The organism is Acidovorax sp. M14, assembly GCF_049331375.1.
In the GTDB taxonomy this organism is placed as follows: Bacteria; Pseudomonadota; Gammaproteobacteria; order Burkholderiales; family Burkholderiaceae_C; genus Acidovorax.
On record NZ_CP186263.1, the window covers coordinates 3,308,589 to 3,325,457 of the forward strand.

Below are 16,869 nucleotides of genomic sequence, written 5' to 3' on the forward strand. Positions count from 1 at the left end.
TTCATCTAATGAATAAATACCCCATTACATGGGGTATTTTTCATGGCCGATACTAACGACTTTACGATAGACCAAGGCTCAGACGAGTTTTTGTCATTCGACTTCGATCCAAGTGACTTAACTGGCTGCACTGCCAGATTCCAAGCACGAACAAGCTACGACTCAAAGAGTCCAGTTATCAGCGGTGACGAAACCGACATGATAACCATCACGGGTTCAACTTTACAAGTTCACTTCCCTGCTGACATTACTTCCGCAATCAAGTTCGCTGGCGAAAGCCTCGAACTGGTTTACGACATGGAAGTTGTTTGGCCCGGAACCAATTACGTGGAAAGATTTGCACAAGGAAAAATAACAATTAGCAGGGAAGTAACGAGATAATGGCCGACAAGATCATAGTAAAACAAAAAGAAACCCGTCTTGTAAAAGTATCAACCGGGATCGTTGGACCTCAAGGTCAGCAAGGCATCCAGGGTATCCCAGGTGAGCAAGGGCCTATCGGTCCCATGGGTCCACAAGGGCCGCAGGGTATCCAGGGAGACAAAGGTGACAAGGGCGACAAAGGGGACATAGGTGATGTTGGCCCTCAAGGTCCAATCGGCTTGACTGGTCCACAAGGACCGCAAGGCATTCAAGGTATCCAGGGCGAAGTCGGCCCAGTTGGCCCACAAGGATTGAAAGGTGACACCGGGGAAACCGGAGCCACCGGGGCTAAGGGCGAAGAAGGACTTCAAGGCCCACAGGGTATCCAAGGGGAAACTGGCCCACAAGGTCCACAGGGGTTGCAAGGTATCCAAGGACCAAAGGGTGACAAGGGAGATACGGGTGATACCGGACCGCAAGGACTGAAAGGCGATAAGGGAGATACAGGTGATACCGGCCCGCAAGGCATTCAGGGTGAAGTTGGTCCCGTGGGTCCACAGGGATTGAAGGGCGACAAGGGCGACACGGGTGATACAGGCCCTCAAGGCATACAGGGATTGAAGGGCGACAAGGGAGATACAGGCGATACAGGCCCACAGGGCTTGCAAGGGCCTATTGGTTTGACCGGCGCAACTGGTGCAAACGGTGACAAGGGAGATACGGGTGATGTGGGTCCACAAGGTCCAATCGGTCTAACTGGTGCACAGGGAGAACCTGGACCACAAGGGATTCAGGGTATCCAAGGTGAGGTTGGTCCCGTTGGTCCCGCTGGTCCCACCGGCCCACAAGGTGAACCAGGACCGCAGGGTATTCAAGGCCCAACCGGACCCAAGGGTGATACCGGTGACACAGGTCCACAGGGATTGCAAGGCATCCAAGGTCTGAAAGGCGACAAGGGCGACAAAGGGGACACAGGTGATGTTGGCCCCAAAGGCGCTACTGGCCCGCAAGGGGTTCAAGGTGAACCAGGACCAGCAGGCCAAGACGGAGACTCTAGCTACTGGCTCTACGGTTCCGATGCACCAAACAACGCTGGCGGGACCGACAACGATCTCTACATGCAACTCAACGGCAATGTCTGGGACAAGCAAGCTGGCGAGTGGGTATTCACTGGCATCAATCTGACAGGCCCACAGGGGTTGCAAGGCATTCAGGGCATCCAGGGACCACAAGGTCTAAAGGGTGACACGGGTGATACCGGACCGCAAGGACTGAAAGGCGATAAGGGAGATACAGGTGATACCGGCCCACAGGGACTGCAAGGTATTCAGGGACCGAAGGGAGATGCCGGTGATGTAGGCCCTCAAGGTATTCAGGGCATCCAAGGTATCAAGGGGGACAAGGGCGACACAGGCGATACAGGCCAAGCAGGTACAACCACTTGGGCAGGCATCACGGACAAACCCTCTGTTATCGCCGCTGGTGCTACTGCTGCAGATGCCCGCACAGCTATCGGTCTTGGCAATGTGGACAACACCAGCGATGCCAGCAAGCCAGTATCGAGTGCTACCCAGACAGCGCTAAACCTCAAAGCCAACTTGGCCTCACCTACTTTCACAGGTACGGTCAGCGGGATTACCAAGTCAATGGTTGGATTGGGTAATGTTGACAATACGAGCGATACCTCGAAACCAATCTCTACTGCAACTCAGTCTGCATTGGATTTGAAAGCTGGGCTAGTTGCGAACACTTTCACAGGCAAACAAACCAGCCCAATCTTTGGTGCTGCTCAACTAGCAAACGGTAATTCTGGTACATCCAAACAGTTGAACTTCACAACTAACCAGAACCACAAGTTGACCCTGAATGCAAATTGCACAATTTCATTCTCGACCCCTGTAGCTGGAACCACATACAAGATTGTTCTTACCCAGGACAGTACGGGTGGCAGAACCGTAACTTGGGATAGTGGCGTTTACTGGCCCGGTGGTGTCGTGCCTACGTTGTCAACTGCCGCTGGTGCGATTGACATTATCTCGATCTATTACGACGGCACGTTCTTCTACGGCATGGCCGCAACTAACTTCGCATAAGGGGAATCTATGGCTATTAGTTTCATAGGCTCCGCTACTGCGGAGTCCACGGGGGTAACTCCCCCAGCACACCAAGCAGGTGATTTGTTCGTTTGCTTTGCTTACCGGGATGGCAGTGCTACCGCCCCTTCCCTACCCGCTGGCTGGACCAACGTTAACTTCTACGGTGCAAACTCAAACGCATACCGTCTCGGATGGAAGATCGCAACCTCTAGTTCAGATACTTGTACGGGTTGGAACAATGCCAGCGGTGTGATCCTGCATGTGTATCGCGGAGCACAACAGGCAAACGGGTCTAGTGCATCGTCCGAGACTACTACAACTGTCACATACCCAGGCAATGCAAGTGGCACAGGTACATCCTGGTTCGCCAGCTTTTTGGGTCACAGGTCCGCAAACGCCACATCAGCAGGCACTGCACCGCCCGGAATGACGAACAGATCAGTTCGAGTTGGCTCAGTATGTACTCTGGCTTCACACGATACGAATGCAGTCATTAGCAGCGTATCGGCCGGGAGCGTAAACATTGGTGGTTCTTCATCCGGGTTTATTGCGGTAAGTACAGAAATCCTTTCTATACCGCAACCAGTTATCTATGATCCCAATGTCGGCTATGTGTCAAACACAGGCTGTGAGCCTTCGGTAACTGTGAGTTATGGTACTGGTTCAGGAACACTTTACATGGTGGCAGTGCCATTTGGTGATACCCCATCGGTCGCACAGATCAAAGCAGGTCAGAGAAGCAATGGCACACCTGCAATAGCAAGCCAGAATAAAACAGTAACAAGCGATGGAACTAACACGTTTTCACCAGTTACCGGACTAACCCTAGGGACTGAATACTACTTCTGGTTCTTGCAGTCAAATGGTGGAGGCGATAGTACCCCCGTTCTTGCAACGTATACTCCGCAAAACTACATCGCGCAATCCACAAGTTGGTTAAGCCCGGGTTCCACAGGTGCAGACGGCAGTTACGGCGCTACATTCACCAACCATGCTAACCTAAAGGTCGAAGATGGCAGCTACGCATCAACCACACTTGGAGCAAGCAAGGGGGCGATTGCGTTCACATACAACTACAATGCAAACTTGCCCGCTGGTGCAGTAGTTAATGGTATCGAGGTAAGGATAAAAGGCATGATGCCTGTTGCCGATGCTGCCGTACTCACACAAGCCTATCTGGCAGTTGACGCAAGTAACGTGTCGAACCCAATAGCATCAAGCTCAAATGTGTTTGCACCAGAACTAACCACCACAAATACTGTATTTGTGGGCGGGTCAACAAGCGGGTGGGCAACTACTTACTGGGGAGGTTTTGGTGAGTACGGCAAACCTAATGCAGCCACAGTCAACAATTCCACGTTTGGTGTGGTTGCCACGGGCTATAACATAGGGGCAACATCCAGAACCATTAACTTGGACTTGGTGCAAATGAAGGTTCATTACTTGGTTGCGAGTGGGGAACCAGTCGCAATACTGTCAGCTCCGGGTTACAACAGCGATGCGAGATACCCATTCGTGACTACCGATAGCAGTACGGGAACTATCTATTACGTGTTAGTTCCAGATGGGGATACGCCGTCAGTTGCTCAGATCAAGTTGGGGCAGAAAAGCAATGGTTATGCCGCAATGGCTTGGGAATCCAAATCCGTTACCAGTGCAGGTGTTCAGACATTCAATGCGATAGATGGGATGGAAGGTGAACCACCATACAAACTTTGGTTTGTTCACACGACAGCTTCGGGCGACAGTGAGCCGTTGGGATACAGCTTCACCCCCGCACCAAGCAATCCACCACCGGTTTTGTTCTGGGCCTTCCCTTGATGTGAGGTTTTGCGGGTATGTGTAAAGGGGCCTAGGCCCCTTTTCCAGTAAATAGCCGCATGCCTACACCTAAACCCAGCCACCACATCATGGGCCTTGCTGCCCATTTGGACAAAGCCAACCCCGAGGACTTTACCCCTAGGGCGTGGAAGATAGCCCTAGATCAAGCTGACAACATCACTAAAGCCCCGGACTTTGAATCCATGAGCAAGAGGGACAAACCCCTTCTAAGCGTGGAGGATGCCAAGTTGGAAATCCGTGACCTACTGCGTCGCGGTGCCAGCGTGAACAAATGGGTTCCAGAACTGCACACCGTGGAACAACAAAAGCAAGCTAAGGGCGTTCGTCGCAAGATTCACAAGATCGCGTATCAGGGCAGGATTTACAGCAGTAGGAAAGCCGCCTGCGAGGAACTGGGTATCACGCCCTGGAAACTGCTACGAGACCCCACATTTCGAGTAATCGGTAAATAGCTGTGTGTGGTTGGAATGGTCCCGCCACACGTAAGCTGTTCACAAACGCGAGAACCCCAGGCAACTGGGGTTCTTTTTTGACTTCCAATCAGGTATCGCTAGACTTGGTTGTCTGCTATTTCGACGTTTCGAGAGCAGGTTTATAAATAAGATTGAAAGCAATGGACTAGATTGCGCGTCAAAGTTTTAGCTGTGTGTAGGTTCAGATACATACAAACAGCCCCGAAACCCCGTGATTACTAGTCCTAGTCACGGGGTTTCATCTTTTCCCCTTGTCCATTGCATTTCAATTGATCGCTATCTGGCAATGACGTTTTACAAACGCAAAAGGGCCATGGTAACAATCCAGAAGTCGGCTTAGAGAACTACGCGCTCAAAGACAGATCCCGACAACGCAAAGGCATTCCGTAAAACAGGGTGTGACAAAAGACGTAGCGCAAGACAGATAACTGGTTACGCGGTTTGATGGCGACAGTAGAGGAGAGCGTTTGGGATAGCACTAGATCAAAACTTCCAGTAGAGGAGTTTACGACTTCTTCACTTTAATTTTTTCCCTTGTTAGTTAAACGCAATTACGAAGTAGGTAAGCGAAGCAAAGCGAAGCGCCAACTACGTAGTAATTGCTCCCGGTGTGTTAGCACCGGGACCAAGACAAGGCGAACAAGGAAGTTATGTGTATCAATTACACCGCGAAAATGTCATCGCGAACAAATGATAGCCCCTTTCCTTGGCTCGTTCCTCACCCGAAAAATTTCGCGGTAACTTCCCGTTCCTTCGTCACGAAACATCTGGTTTTCGCGTCGCTCACCCAGATGTTATGGGCTCACGCGCTGTCGCCACCTGCGGTTGCTCCTGTCGCGCATCGCATTGGTTTTCAACCGGGTTCTGGCAGGAAGTCATTGGCTCGTTTGCCAGAAGAAATTGGTTGGTAGATGGGCTGGCGCATGCCGAGATTTGGAACCGGCGAACCTCTACTCGCGCCTGGAAATAACAGGCTTGGTTGCGCGCAAACACAAACTGGCATTACCACAATGATGCAACCCAGAGCAGAATTCTCTTGCAATTACTAGATCACCATGCTATAATAGAGTTTAGTGAACATTAAAGCGTTCACTAACTCTGCCTCCTAAGCCCCTCAGTCCTTGTACTGAATCGAAGTTCGGGCTTCAAAAACTCCCTTAAAAGACCTCCACCGCATTACTACTATGCGCGTGTGCTTTTGCTCGGCCTATCACGGCATGGCGGCAGTTCTACGGCCAATCGGCCACACATAACGGGTCACAAGACCCCAATCCACATCGCTCTGGTCAGGTCGCAGCATTGTGGATTGCATCACAGGCGACTACTCTAAGAAAGGAATAACTATGACCAGCAATAAAACGACCGAAACCCCCGTACACGTATGTGCCCATACCCGTTGCCGAGATGGGGTGTGCTTCCCAGTAAGTGAACACTGGAGAGCGCCGTGGGGCAGTAAGCGGTAATTAGTAGACGATAGAACGTCACGGAAACCCCGACCAGGAAACTGGTCGGGGTTTTTCTTTGCCCAAATGAATGGTTAAGTGCATTGATGAAGGCATTCTTCCCCTGTTGTCTATTCATGGCGTAAATACGCGACAACAAGGAGCAAACCCCATGAACATTATTACCACTATCACAACCACGTTCAAAGTGCTGCAAAGTGCTTGGATGCTCGCCAGCTATTTGGATGAAATCAAGAACCTAATAGAACAGGCCGAAGTATTGTTCCCAGAAAGCGGTAAGGGCAGAACCAGATTGCAATGGTTGCGTACTCGTCTGGAAGTAACCCTAGGCATTAGGGACAAACTGGAAAAGCTATGGCCCTATGTGGACCAGTACGTAGCTTGGTACGTGGACAAATACATAAATGTGAAATAACGCTTGACCCCGTGGCCGGAATTATTATCCTCCGGCTTCCATTAACAACTAGGAGCAAATAATGAAACGACTGATCGCAATAACGTTTACAGTTCTGGCAATTACCGGATGCGCATCCAATCAGCACTACACGAAAGAAGGCATAAACGCAGAACAATCAAACGCAGATTTGGGTTACTGCGAATACGAGAGTACCAAGCACGGCTATGTTGATTCAGGTCCAAGATGGGGAGCAAGCGTCACAATGGCCGCTGGTTTCACTGACGGAATCAAACAAGCCATGCGGGAACGCGAAATACTTATGGCTTGTATGAAAGCCAAGGGTTACTACCTGACAAATAAATAAGTTTAAGTTACCAGGAGGGTATGTTCGTCATGTTCTCCAAAAAGGTCTCCTGGTAACCGGGGAAACACTGACCAATAGCTAGGTCGCTCAAAGGTGTTTCCCCACCCTGTTTTTAGGCCGCCAAATTCATTACCCCAATTGCACATTGGGAAAGTCAAGCAGGCGGGGAAGAGATAAGGTGGCTTGACTTTACTCCAAATGAGTGAATGTGCTACGCGGGTTGAACACTCGCCCGCTAAGGAAGATGAGGAACCCGGGACTAAACACCCCGGGTTTTCCTTTTGGGAAAAGAAATCGTCATTTTTTCGCTCTTATTTGTGACTTTTATTGACTTCTTGATTAATAAGAGTGAGCAAAGCAAAACACAACCCGCTCAAGGAGAAACAACATGACGAACAAACTGAAACCCCGCAAGCTGGACATAGTTATCGACCGCCTGACACCCCGCACTGTGTATTACAAGTTATTCATAGGTGGGAAAGAAGAGTATTGGAGAATTCCCCCAAACTCAACATTCGATACGAGTGTTTTGGAGCCTGGACAAAGGTATCACGTTTACTCGACGGGCATCCTAGTAAACGACTTTGATTTCCGCAAGCAACAAACCCACATGGTTGAGCGCTATGACTGGGTGACCGCAGTCCCAGTAACAAATAAAGCCAAGCTAGCAGCCCGCACTACTAAGAAGAGACTGGAAGATGAAAACGCTCCACCCATAGTGGATAGCGGCTTGCTTGAATGGTGATCTAGGCCGTTCACAAGGCAGAAAGAGCGATAGGCCGGAAGACAACTCCGGCCTTATCACCACCAATAATGCGAAAGGGTAAGAAAACCGCTACCAATAAGGCGTTTTGGTAAGTCCGCGCGTCCGTGACTCAATGTGGCATCCCGGACAATAGAGGCATGGAGATCGCAACCATGCCAAAACTGCCCCGCACCAACCGCGCCCGGGTACACAAGCCTTCGCCCCTGCAGCCCTACGTGGACAGCGGCGCAAAGCCAGTCTGGATGCTACTCGGACACCTGCTGGAGAAGCTGCCACACATCATTCTGGCGATAGGCACTGTCGTGGGTGCCTGGTACGCGCAACCACATGTCAAAGGCTATCTACAGGAAAGATTTGCGCACAACTCGACTCTGACAAGCACTAGGACGAGTTCAACCAACGATGTCACGATGCAACCATCTGGGAAGAATGCAACGGTCATTTCTAAGGCTGATGGCACCCCCTAGTTTGTGTTCTTCTGCGGATTCGCGTCACCATGAACAAGGGCCAGCTCACATTGATCGCCACGTGTTCACCAACAAGGAGCGATCCTTGTTGAAGACGTACAGTTCTTCGACTTCTGCCAGCTCTACCGTCGCGAGGACGTCACGCGTTCTTACAGTTACAGACCCTTTCGCTGGCTCAGCAACGAGATGCCTTATGACCCCTAGATAAATAGTAGTGACAGTTTCGTCATTGCTGTCTTCCTGAAATTTGAGAAGTTTGAGCCCCGGGTGTTTCTAGCGCTCGGGGCTTTTTTCATCCGATAAATTGATGGCAAGAACAATCCGCGATGAAGATTGAAATCGAACAAGAAGCACGAATACCGGCCCCAACCATCCAAGAGGAAAGATTCGTGATGAATTTAGGAGCAGATAATAATGAGCAAAGGAGTATTCATTACACAACCAGGACGAGAAGACAAAAGGAAGAACAATCCTGGTGGATTAGAAATGAACTGGAAAGCAGCAAATAGAACAGGACAGCCAGATGGATACGAGCAGTGGGAACAAGTAACCATACAGGAGATAAAGGACCAAGCGATCAAACAGATCGAAGGAGACTTTATCGCAGTAGAGGACTATCTGGCACAGAAGATAAGAAAACCAGATTACAACTCAGAAGCCCTAGTGATGAACTCAGCCGGAATACTCAGACTAATAGGCATTGAGGATGCGAGAAAGGCTATGTGTGATCGAGTACATAACTGGTTACTCAAGCACAGATACAGGATGACCGGCACTCACAATTTCCATTTTACGCTTGTGGATAAGCATCCTCGAATTCGAAATGTGGTGTGAGCCGGAATGGAGAACCAACAACCATCTGCGCTCATCTCCATCCCAATAACCAGCACTGACAACCAGCACTGTATACCGGCACTGACAACCAGGAGCGCATTCTTTAAAAATAGTCAACCCTCGTAGATTTCCAACGAATTGTAGTGTTTCTTGAAAATCTCTTGATTCTTCACGATTTTTAAGACAAATACTCAGAAGAAAAAGTGACGTCTAGAATCAGTCAACGGTGACGACTTTTCCTCATGAAGCATGAGATTTGACCTCAAATAATGCTTGATTCTTCTCTAAACAGCAGTGATTTTTGACGTCATTTCCCCAGTTGATTGTTTGATGCACGGACAGCCAAACAGCCAGAGCTTGATAGAAGCGTAGAGGATGATGCAACCTAGCGGTAAGCAATCACCAAATGAACGCATGGTGAGGCTCTGGTGTAATGCTAGGGGAAGAACACACAGTTATTCAAAAATACTTTGCAGATGGTAAGTTGTTCACACTCGCCAAACTTTACACGGGTTTTACGTTTGACTTCTAGCCAATTAGAAGATACGAACCTAAAGCATAGACTAAGCCTATTGAAACGCTTGCCCGAAGACTGCCAGTAGGTTCTTTGCAATCACCACAAGTAGCCACTTAACCTACCGTGGCTAAAGGCTTATTTGGCATGCTGTAGTAGGCAGAGTACGCAATAGGTCGTACTGACCTCTAAGACTCTATCAAGTAGAAAGTCAACAATACCTTAGCGGATTGTTCTGGGTGAATAACATGTGAACTATCTGGAGCGAGCAAGGTTCATTTGAATAACTGTGAGTTATTCCCCTGCCGCACAGCCAGAGCTTCACCATGCCTGTGAGCAAATCAAAGTGAACCTGCTGGTTGCGAGGATGATGCAAGGGGCCAGTGAAGCTGTGGCAACAGGCATAGAAAGGAAGGATGAAGGAGACGCACAGTGAGCGAGGGGAGTACCCCTTTCCTGTGGATCATGGAGACCGTGGACCACCCTCCAAAATCGCCATCTGTGGTGGAAGATTTCGACTCTCAATTGACGACTGTTGTCTGCTCAGTCCATCCACGTTGCCAAGTTAGTGCAGCATGGTGACCACCCGCAGAGTGGTGCCCGACACTTAGTGCGAACCTCCAGCAGCAGATGCTTGCAATGTTAAAGTGCAACTATCGATGGGCTACAGTAAGCTACTTCAATGCACCTGCTCTACTGCGACGAAACCAATTTCCAAAAAAATGCTGGAGATTTTTTTGTCTACGGAGGTATTGCCATCGACGGCGCCAAGGCCAAACAATTGACCGATGAGCTAGCCGCAATTAGGAAGCGCTACTCCGTCAAAAAAGACTTCCTCCTGAAGTTTAATCCTGGCCCAGAAGGCATGTCACATCAAGACTTTATTGGTCTAAAGCAAGCGTACATGGCTGCCGCTGCTAAGTATGAAGTGAAGCTGCTTATAAACCTATTGCTACATGACATCGCGACTAGTTCAGACGATGCCCGACGTAACGGCATTAACACGTTGTGCTACCACTTCGATTGCCTACTTAATCGCACGAAGACTTCAGGTTTAGTCCTAATTGACCGATTTAACGATAAGAAGCTTGACGAACACCTTAATGAAAAAATCGCAATAGGTTTAACTGGCAATCTGCCTTTTAGCAGCAGCATGCAGATCAATAACATCATCGGGTTTCACATCACCGCAATCGGCCAATCACATTTTTGCAGTTTAGTGGACGTGATACTGGGTTCGTTGCGATTTTCAATCAACGCTTTCACGCAAAACAAGGAAGAGCATCAGAAGTCCGCTTGCGCGATCCTGCACCAGCTGTCGCCGCTGTTTTACCGCGAGAAGGGTTTAAAGACAGAAAGCACCAAGGCGAGCGCAATAAGTCTTTGGTTTAGCCCGAAAGACGTTCGCTCCCCAAAATACCGAGAGAAATACGTCGCGCTTCGCGACTACTTCGAAGCCAATGGCATAGGGGTCGATCAGGTTGTTTAGCCTTTCCCTCAAAAGACATGTTTCCATACATAGAAGCATAGAAATAGGGAAAGCACAGCCTACCGCGAACTTTAGTGTTTCCGAAGGCAATGTACGCGTCGCAATGAGAGTCGTCGTTACGCGGCTCAAGCAAATGTGAAAGGTTAAGCGCTGTCAGGTGTCGAGCATGTCCCAGTCGTCACCCAACATCCACCTTAGCGCCGAAAGCTTCCCGTTGATCATCCCCCACTCGAAATCGTCATGCGGGCCGCATTTAGCCTTTCCAAGGCGCTTTAAAGTGTCGGCGGCTGCACGTTTTGCGCCGTCCCATACTGAGTCAACAATGTGTGTACTGTTATTGCTGCCGGCCTTGGCCCATTGTTCTTGAGTAACAACCTTGACCTTCTTTTGCTTGATTTTCCAAGCAAGATTCTTATGCCGGTTGTACCAGACCTGCTCGGTCAGCTCCTCCATTGCATCGACAATTTCGCTAAGGTTACGGGGTTCAAACTCATACCCCAATGCCTTCATAAAAAGTGGATCTAGATAGATGTCATCAATCTTCCGAATGCAATCGGCCAGCGTGATGAAGTACATCGACTTGATCTTGCTGAATCCTCCGGCTAAGTCGCGGTGAGGCAGTTTCTGGTTTCCCCCGGCAAGACTGAAATCGCTCTTGTTGTGAGTTACGAACGCGAATCGCTCACGAGCCTTACCTGACCGCACGGCTTCAAAGTACGTCTCGATGATCATGGCGTCGGCCATGCCGTTCTTGCCGTCGTGCTGAAATGGGGCTTTCCGGTGCAGTGCTCTATCAGCGGCTTTGAGTTTTGCAGCGTCACTCGTCTTGAGGATGATTCCCGCGTTCAGCATGCCTTCAATTTGATCCAAAGCACTCTTCGCTGCTGCACCTACGATGGGGATGCGGTGGTCCAAGTCTGAAAGGTAGGTCAGCACCTGGTCCTTCTGCACGCTGGAGGGGGCATTTCGGACAGCTTCTTTGACGAGGTTGAAGTGCGTACTTAAGCTTCGGGCAGATCGGGCGGCCACACGATCACGGTTCGCCTTGAACTCTTGCAGCACCAGTTCCGGGACCAGAAGCGCAATCTGCTTTTCACTGACCAGTTCCGACACAACATCAATCAGAGGCGTCTGCCGCTGGTTTTCGGCCAGGTCGAGCCAGACACTGGTATCGATTAATACGTGAAACATCGCACCCTCTAATGCTCAGATTATTCTGGACTGCCCCAAGAGGCGCTACTGCTTAAAACGGAAATTTTCAGGCCAAATCTAGCATTGACGAAACTACCGAGAGAAGGAATGCAGCCCCATAAAAAATGGGGCACAAGGCCCCATTTTTAAAAAACTCACTCCTACTCGGAGGACTGCGCCTTGAACTTGACCAGCCCCAGCAACGCGCCGAGACCACCCCGGAACACGGTTGAGACCATTGCTATACGCATCGACCACTTCCAGCGCCACGCGCCTGCTGTGTCGCCGCTTGCCAGCAGTTCCTGGTACTGGACATTGCCGTCAGCCAGAAGAGCGGAGAGTTCGCGCTCCACAAACTTCTTGCTGCAGATAGTGGACAAGAACCCGAACAACGCAAATCCGGGTGCCCGCTCGATCTTGCGCGGTGTTTGAACTAGGGCATCTCCAGCCAATTTTGCCCTCATGTAACCGGCCTTGTACGCCTTCACATAGTGGGCAAATCTTTCATCTATTTCGACGGGATCACGCTCCTCATAAAAAGCATCCTCTTCCAGCAAAGCATCGTCGTGAATACTCAGTTCTGTCTTCACTTCGTAAACCACGTAGCCGCCAGTCTTCGGGTCATACTGCGTGAAAGTTCCAAATTTTTCTTCCTGCTTATGCATTTACCATGTCCCCGTGAATACCATGCTCATACGCTGCCATTGCAGCCGTATAAGCGTTGAAGATTCGGCGACCCTGGCCTGTAATTTTGTACAGACGACGTGGTACGGAACGCGGAGAACTGTCTTCCAATTCTTCACGACGCGATTCAACGAAGCCCTTGTCTTCCAAGCGGCCCAAAATCACGTAGACAGTGCCCATTTTCAGAGCGCCATCTGATTCCTTAACCATTTGCAAACCGTACAACTCAGACCCGGATGCACCGGCTAGTTGTTGAAGCACCAAGGCTTCGGTTTTCGTGATGTTCATAGTTGCTATCGTTGGCGTATTAGTTGGCTGTAGTCGTGATCTTTGAATTAGACGTTTTCGTTGACTTTGGTCGTGTGTCTTTAGCTATGGGTGTGTGCGTAGATTTTTGTGTGGTCAGGGCACTAAGGCACCTGACAGCCCGTACTGTGCCATAACTTTGTAAGATACCATACAACCCTCATACTGTCATGGTTTTATCCATCGTTGGCAGATGCACCGGTGCCAGCAAACACTGTATTCTTTCACAGTGTTTTTAACTGTCTATCGCATGCGGGAGCGAGGCCTAAGACGCCAGCCCCGCGACCTCCTCAACGATCTTGGCACCACAGGCCAGCTCTACTTCGGGCCTGTCCCTCTGGATGACTACGGGCTCAGGATGGAAGCCCGGCTGATAACACCAGAAGGTCAAGACTTGATCCTCCCCCTGCAATACGCCCAGATACGCCGCATCCAGGGCGTGATCCACATCGTAGGCCGGGAGTATTACGGCCGCCGTACCAAGAGCAAAGTGCTTATCTGGAAGCAGTCCTGGATGTGTACCAACGAACCCCAGGAAGCCCGCAAGTTGTTCCAGAAAGTCCCCGTGACAGGGCTTGCCACAATCTTTGGGGATGACGAGGACATGGACTGACTACTTGCCTCGGTCGTCGTCCTTGATTCGTTTGGAGAGTTCTTTCACTACTTCTCCACGTCGCAAATACATTTCGTCCAGCACGTAGTGGAGGACTTTGTAAGCTTCCAAAACGTCAGTCCTGTTGGTCATTACAGCGTGTGATCCCCAATTGCCCAGAGTCTTGATAGCACCAATGTGTTGCTTTAGATTCGGCCCGCCCTGGTTGGGCATCTTGCCAACCCGCTTGTCCAAGTCCCATCTAACGACTTCACCGGTCAACAAGTCTGTCTCATGCCGGGCCACGCCTAGTTCATCCATCAGAAACTCAACAGCGTTTCTGATCTCGTTGAGCGCACTGCCAGAACTCACAAAGAATAGGTTGAAGGACGCATCAATGCTCTTCCTAACCTTTTCTGGAGTGTTTGGAGGAACCTCAAACATCCGGAGGTGTGGGATGAAGTATCGTGGCTCGTAATACATTGCGTATTCAGGTTCATACCCGTACTCACCCGCAGTGTTGAACTCCAAAACCCTAGCTTCACCAACCAAAACGATTGGTTCGCCGCAGTTTGGATGTGAGCAGGTCAAATCGTGCCTGAACGTTTCCCGCACCCACTCGGGTTCAAAATCTGGATCGTTCTTATCTCTGCGTGTTTCTGCGGTGTTCCTAGATACAAGTTCTCCATCCTGTAAATGTGATCCACATGATGGACAACGGTAATCGGGCCTATTGCCTTCGGTATAACCCATTGTCTGGTACAGCCTAAAATCCATTGTTTCCCTCCATGGTAAGCTGGGCCGCATTGTAGCCAGATGTAGCTCTTTGTCCAACTAAAGAATCGTCAATAATTCGCTCTTATTCAGCGAATCTGTTATCGTCCTTGTAAGTAGAAGGTGGGCAATAGAACCCACTAGGAGAATAAGAAATGAACATTGATAACGATACAACGGAATTCACGTCATTGACCCAGGCATACCATTACCTGACATTGGCCAGATACAACACTGAGAATCGCGATGCCATTCGAGATGCCGCTTTGGATTACGTGTATGGCGAAACACAACGAAGCCTGAGCCTGAGCAACGAAGATAAGATCAAGCTCCGCAACATGTTCTTCGTCCTTGCCACAGAAGGGGATGAATAATGAGCAGCCCAGGAGTTACCCTAACCGTTCGCGCTTATCGGGAGCGCAAAGAGCAGGAACAAGCACTCGCATTGGCGCAAAGAGATTACTTGGTTGCCCAACAGGGACTTGAGATTGCCAAACAAAACCTGAAAGATTGCCTGGAAGAAGAAGAATACCTTACCCAGACATTGACAGATTGGGAACAGGCGGAAGTCCTGCAAGAGATACTGAGAAGTGAAAAATAATGAAAGGGGAGCAATTGCTCCCCTTTGTCAATAACGCATTAGTTACGATACTTCTTCGGCACAGGATGTGTTCGGCAATCAAACGGACCATCCTTACCAGTGCCCCGAATGCGTGACTCAAAGAACTCACGTTTTGAGCTAGCGCTTTGCAGGTTCTGCACAGTTGTGGCGTCGATTGAGCAGTATTGGTAGTAAGTGGACTTGAGCTGGATGACCATGTAGCGCTCTGCCTTGTCGTAGCAAATTCGCTTCACATCACTGCCTTCGTTCACGACGGAACAGGTGAAGGCATCCAAGGACACCGGCCCGTTGTACTTGACCTGCACCGTTTCCGCTGAGGCCGTTTGACCGGCCAACAACAGCGCCGAAAGAATGACGACTTTGAACATTTCCCCTCCCGTATTGATGGTGATCGGCATCGTACAGAGCTTTGCTGCCCCGCCCCTCGATAGCTCTACCGCTTTTCCAGAATCCGCAGAGCTTTTTCCGCCACTGCTCCCGGCAGGATGTTCGTATAGACCTGGGTACTTGCTAGCGCTTTGTGGCCCAAGAACTCCTTCACCTCCAAGATGTTCAGTCCGCCATGAAGCAGCCGACTTGCCGCTGTGTGGCGAGCCGTATGCAGCGTGATCTTGCCTGCATCGTGGGTGATGCCTGCACGCTTTAACGCCGCCTTCAGCCACAGGTAGTTGTTGTTGTGCTTCATCTTGGTAGGAAACACCCACTGCCCCTCCACCGCCGCTCTACGGCGCGTCATGACCTCGCGCAGCCGTGTGCTCATCAACAACGTTGTGTCATTGCCGCCCTTCTGCCGAACGATGAACACCGTGCCGGACTCAAGATCGACTTGGTTCCAGTTCATGCGCGCAATCTCGCGGTAGCGAGCGCCCGTATCCAGCAAACACACCAACAAGTCCCAGTTGTCTTGCCTCGCCCGATCAGTTCGCTCGCACTTGCCTGGGTACTTTGCAGTTGGGTCTATGGCGGCGAACAGCGCTGCCTCTTCTTCGCTGGTGATGAAGCGCATCCGCGTCTTCTCAACCGGGATGCGAGGCAACTTGACTGCCGTTGACCAGTTCCGCTCCGAGGCAAAGTTCACCAACGCATTCCAATACGAAACGGTCACCACCAGAGTGTTGTTGCTCGCTCCCTCGTTACGGCGTTTTTCGATCACACCCATAACGTCCTCGTACTTGAGGTCGCTCATTCGCACGTTTGGCAAGGCTTGGAAGTGCCGCATGTGGGTGCAAGCGTTGGCATACCCGCCAGTGCCCCGTCTAGCCTCCAGAAACGACTTGATGACAGCGTGGAGGTTCATGGGCTTGCTGCCTTGCATCACGATGCTTCGCACCGCCTCGCCTTCCCACATCGCCGCCAATTGCTCTGCCGTTTTCAGATCACCTGTCTTGGTGCTGCGGAACATGGGGTGACCGTCAATGGTCTTGCGCCAGTGATAGACGCCGTTTACCAGTTTGAGACTCATGTAGTACCTCTTTGCAAAACCGGGTTGCGACATGCAACCGCTAGAGGTCCCCTAGTCTGTGTTCAGGTGCTAGGCAAATCACCTTTTGCCCTATGTAGTAGTGCGGCGGCGCAACACTACTACAACAAACGTGATTGCAAGTTTTCTACGTTTCCTAGCCCCTAACCAGT

At 50.4% G+C, this 16,869-nt stretch carries 18 protein-coding genes; 12 read left to right on the plus strand and 6 right to left on the minus strand.

Annotated elements, in window-relative coordinates:
• Positions 1 to 42 precede the first annotated feature (42 nt).
• From ACOYR4_RS15460 to ACOYR4_RS15500, 9 genes are all read left to right on the plus strand, one after another.
• On the plus strand, positions 43 to 381 hold the full coding sequence (locus ACOYR4_RS15460) for a hypothetical protein (RefSeq protein WP_422847222.1): 339 nt from the start codon (positions 43 to 45) through the stop codon (positions 379 to 381).
• Positions 381 to 2,456, plus strand: coding sequence for a hypothetical protein (locus ACOYR4_RS15465; RefSeq protein ID WP_422847223.1), 2,076 nt, complete (start codon positions 381 to 383; stop codon positions 2,454 to 2,456). The genes ACOYR4_RS15460 and ACOYR4_RS15465 overlap by 1 nt, the downstream gene beginning before the upstream one ends.
• Positions 2,457 to 2,885: 429 nt before the next feature.
• Positions 2,886 to 4,280, plus strand: coding sequence for a hypothetical protein (locus tag ACOYR4_RS15470; RefSeq protein ID WP_422847224.1), 1,395 nt, complete (start codon positions 2,886 to 2,888; stop codon positions 4,278 to 4,280).
• A 59-nt stretch (positions 4,281 to 4,339) separates the two neighbouring features.
• Positions 4,340 to 4,753: a hypothetical protein gene (locus ACOYR4_RS15475; protein ID WP_422847225.1), complete on the plus strand. Its 414-nt coding sequence runs from the start codon at positions 4,340 to 4,342 to the stop codon at positions 4,751 to 4,753.
• Between the two features lie 1,635 nt (positions 4,754 to 6,388).
• Positions 6,389 to 6,652: a hypothetical protein gene (locus tag ACOYR4_RS15480; RefSeq protein WP_422847226.1), complete on the plus strand. Its 264-nt coding sequence runs from the start codon at positions 6,389 to 6,391 to the stop codon at positions 6,650 to 6,652.
• Between the two features lie 61 nt (positions 6,653 to 6,713).
• Positions 6,714 to 6,998: a hypothetical protein gene (locus ACOYR4_RS15485; protein ID WP_422847227.1), complete on the plus strand. Its 285-nt coding sequence runs from the start codon at positions 6,714 to 6,716 to the stop codon at positions 6,996 to 6,998.
• A gap of 388 nt (positions 6,999 to 7,386) precedes the next feature.
• Positions 7,387 to 7,743: a hypothetical protein gene (locus tag ACOYR4_RS15490; RefSeq protein ID WP_422847228.1), complete on the plus strand. Its 357-nt coding sequence runs from the start codon at positions 7,387 to 7,389 to the stop codon at positions 7,741 to 7,743.
• 902 nt (positions 7,744 to 8,645) lie between these two features.
• On the plus strand, positions 8,646 to 9,065 hold the full coding sequence (locus tag ACOYR4_RS15495) for a hypothetical protein (RefSeq protein ID WP_422847229.1): 420 nt from the start codon (positions 8,646 to 8,648) through the stop codon (positions 9,063 to 9,065).
• A 1,196-nt stretch (positions 9,066 to 10,261) separates the two neighbouring features.
• Positions 10,262 to 11,068 carry a DUF3800 domain-containing protein gene (locus ACOYR4_RS15500; protein WP_422847230.1) on the plus strand — a complete coding sequence of 269 codons (807 nt, stop codon included), beginning with the start codon at positions 10,262 to 10,264 and terminating at the stop codon, positions 11,066 to 11,068.
• A 153-nt stretch (positions 11,069 to 11,221) separates the two neighbouring features.
• Here ACOYR4_RS15500 and ACOYR4_RS15505 read toward each other — a convergent pair whose 3' ends face one another.
• From ACOYR4_RS15505 to ACOYR4_RS15515, 3 genes are all read right to left on the minus strand, one after another.
• Positions 11,222 to 12,259, minus strand: a complete 1,038-nt coding sequence (locus ACOYR4_RS15505; RefSeq protein WP_422847231.1) for a PIN domain-containing protein — start codon at positions 12,257 to 12,259, stop codon at positions 11,222 to 11,224.
• Positions 12,260 to 12,420: 161 nt separating this feature from the next.
• Positions 12,421 to 12,924 carry a hypothetical protein gene (locus tag ACOYR4_RS15510; protein ID WP_422847232.1) on the minus strand — a complete coding sequence of 168 codons (504 nt, stop codon included), beginning with the start codon at positions 12,922 to 12,924 and terminating at the stop codon, positions 12,421 to 12,423.
• Positions 12,917 to 13,231 (minus strand): PadR family transcriptional regulator, encoded by a 315-nt coding sequence (locus ACOYR4_RS15515; RefSeq protein WP_422847233.1) that lies wholly within the window; start codon positions 13,229 to 13,231, stop codon positions 12,917 to 12,919. The genes ACOYR4_RS15510 and ACOYR4_RS15515 overlap by 8 nt, the downstream gene beginning before the upstream one ends.
• A 412-nt stretch (positions 13,232 to 13,643) precedes the next feature.
• On the opposite strand from ACOYR4_RS15515, the gene ACOYR4_RS15520 reads away from it, so the two are divergent.
• Positions 13,644 to 13,862, plus strand: coding sequence for a hypothetical protein (locus tag ACOYR4_RS15520; protein WP_422847234.1), 219 nt, complete (start codon positions 13,644 to 13,646; stop codon positions 13,860 to 13,862).
• Here ACOYR4_RS15520 and ACOYR4_RS15525 read toward each other — a convergent pair whose 3' ends face one another.
• Positions 13,863 to 14,618 (minus strand): DUF4145 domain-containing protein, encoded by a 756-nt coding sequence (locus ACOYR4_RS15525; protein ID WP_422847235.1) that lies wholly within the window; start codon positions 14,616 to 14,618, stop codon positions 13,863 to 13,865.
• A 152-nt stretch (positions 14,619 to 14,770) separates the two neighbouring features.
• Here ACOYR4_RS15525 and ACOYR4_RS15530 point away from each other — a divergent pair, with 152 nt between their 5' ends.
• On the plus strand, positions 14,771 to 14,989 hold the full coding sequence (locus ACOYR4_RS15530) for a hypothetical protein (RefSeq protein WP_422847236.1): 219 nt from the start codon (positions 14,771 to 14,773) through the stop codon (positions 14,987 to 14,989).
• Entirely contained in the window at positions 14,989 to 15,216 is a 228-nt protein-coding gene (locus tag ACOYR4_RS15535; RefSeq protein WP_422847237.1) for a hypothetical protein, read from the plus strand. The genes ACOYR4_RS15530 and ACOYR4_RS15535 overlap by 1 nt, the downstream gene beginning before the upstream one ends.
• Before the next feature lie 38 nt (positions 15,217 to 15,254).
• Here ACOYR4_RS15535 and ACOYR4_RS15540 read toward each other — a convergent pair whose 3' ends face one another.
• Both ACOYR4_RS15540 and ACOYR4_RS15545 read right to left on the minus strand, forming a co-directional pair.
• Positions 15,255 to 15,635: a KTSC domain-containing protein gene (locus tag ACOYR4_RS15540; RefSeq protein WP_422847238.1), complete on the minus strand. Its 381-nt coding sequence runs from the start codon at positions 15,633 to 15,635 to the stop codon at positions 15,255 to 15,257.
• Between the two features lie 35 nt (positions 15,636 to 15,670).
• Positions 15,671 to 16,699 carry a tyrosine-type recombinase/integrase gene (locus ACOYR4_RS15545; RefSeq protein WP_422847239.1) on the minus strand — a complete coding sequence of 343 codons (1,029 nt, stop codon included), beginning with the start codon at positions 16,697 to 16,699 and terminating at the stop codon, positions 15,671 to 15,673.
• Positions 16,700 to 16,869: the final 170 nt, after the last annotated feature.

Coding starts and splice junctions, on each gene's coding strand:
- ACOYR4_RS15460 (WP_422847222.1), top strand. CDS start 43: ATGGCCGATACTAACGACTTTACGATAGACCAAGGCTCAGACGAGTTT.
- ACOYR4_RS15465 (WP_422847223.1), top strand. CDS start 381: ATGGCCGACAAGATCATAGTAAAACAAAAAGAAACCCGTCTTGTAAAA.
- ACOYR4_RS15470 (WP_422847224.1), top strand. CDS start 2,886: ATGACGAACAGATCAGTTCGAGTTGGCTCAGTATGTACTCTGGCTTCA.
- ACOYR4_RS15475 (WP_422847225.1), top strand. CDS start 4,340: ATGCCTACACCTAAACCCAGCCACCACATCATGGGCCTTGCTGCCCAT.
- ACOYR4_RS15480 (WP_422847226.1), top strand. CDS start 6,389: ATGAACATTATTACCACTATCACAACCACGTTCAAAGTGCTGCAAAGT.
- ACOYR4_RS15485 (WP_422847227.1), top strand. CDS start 6,714: ATGAAACGACTGATCGCAATAACGTTTACAGTTCTGGCAATTACCGGA.
- ACOYR4_RS15490 (WP_422847228.1), top strand. CDS start 7,387: ATGACGAACAAACTGAAACCCCGCAAGCTGGACATAGTTATCGACCGC.
- ACOYR4_RS15495 (WP_422847229.1), top strand. CDS start 8,646: ATGAGCAAAGGAGTATTCATTACACAACCAGGACGAGAAGACAAAAGG.
- ACOYR4_RS15500 (WP_422847230.1), top strand. CDS start 10,262: ATGCACCTGCTCTACTGCGACGAAACCAATTTCCAAAAAAATGCTGGA.
- ACOYR4_RS15505 (WP_422847231.1), bottom strand. CDS start 12,259: ATGTTTCACGTATTAATCGATACCAGTGTCTGGCTCGACCTGGCCGAA.
- ACOYR4_RS15510 (WP_422847232.1), bottom strand. CDS start 12,924: ATGCATAAGCAGGAAGAAAAATTTGGAACTTTCACGCAGTATGACCCG.
- ACOYR4_RS15515 (WP_422847233.1), bottom strand. CDS start 13,231: ATGAACATCACGAAAACCGAAGCCTTGGTGCTTCAACAACTAGCCGGT.
- ACOYR4_RS15525 (WP_422847235.1), bottom strand. CDS start 14,618: ATGGATTTTAGGCTGTACCAGACAATGGGTTATACCGAAGGCAATAGG.
- ACOYR4_RS15530 (WP_422847236.1), top strand. CDS start 14,771: ATGAACATTGATAACGATACAACGGAATTCACGTCATTGACCCAGGCA.
- ACOYR4_RS15535 (WP_422847237.1), top strand. CDS start 14,989: ATGAGCAGCCCAGGAGTTACCCTAACCGTTCGCGCTTATCGGGAGCGC.
- ACOYR4_RS15540 (WP_422847238.1), bottom strand. CDS start 15,635: ATGCCGATCACCATCAATACGGGAGGGGAAATGTTCAAAGTCGTCATT.
- ACOYR4_RS15545 (WP_422847239.1), bottom strand. CDS start 16,699: ATGAGTCTCAAACTGGTAAACGGCGTCTATCACTGGCGCAAGACCATT.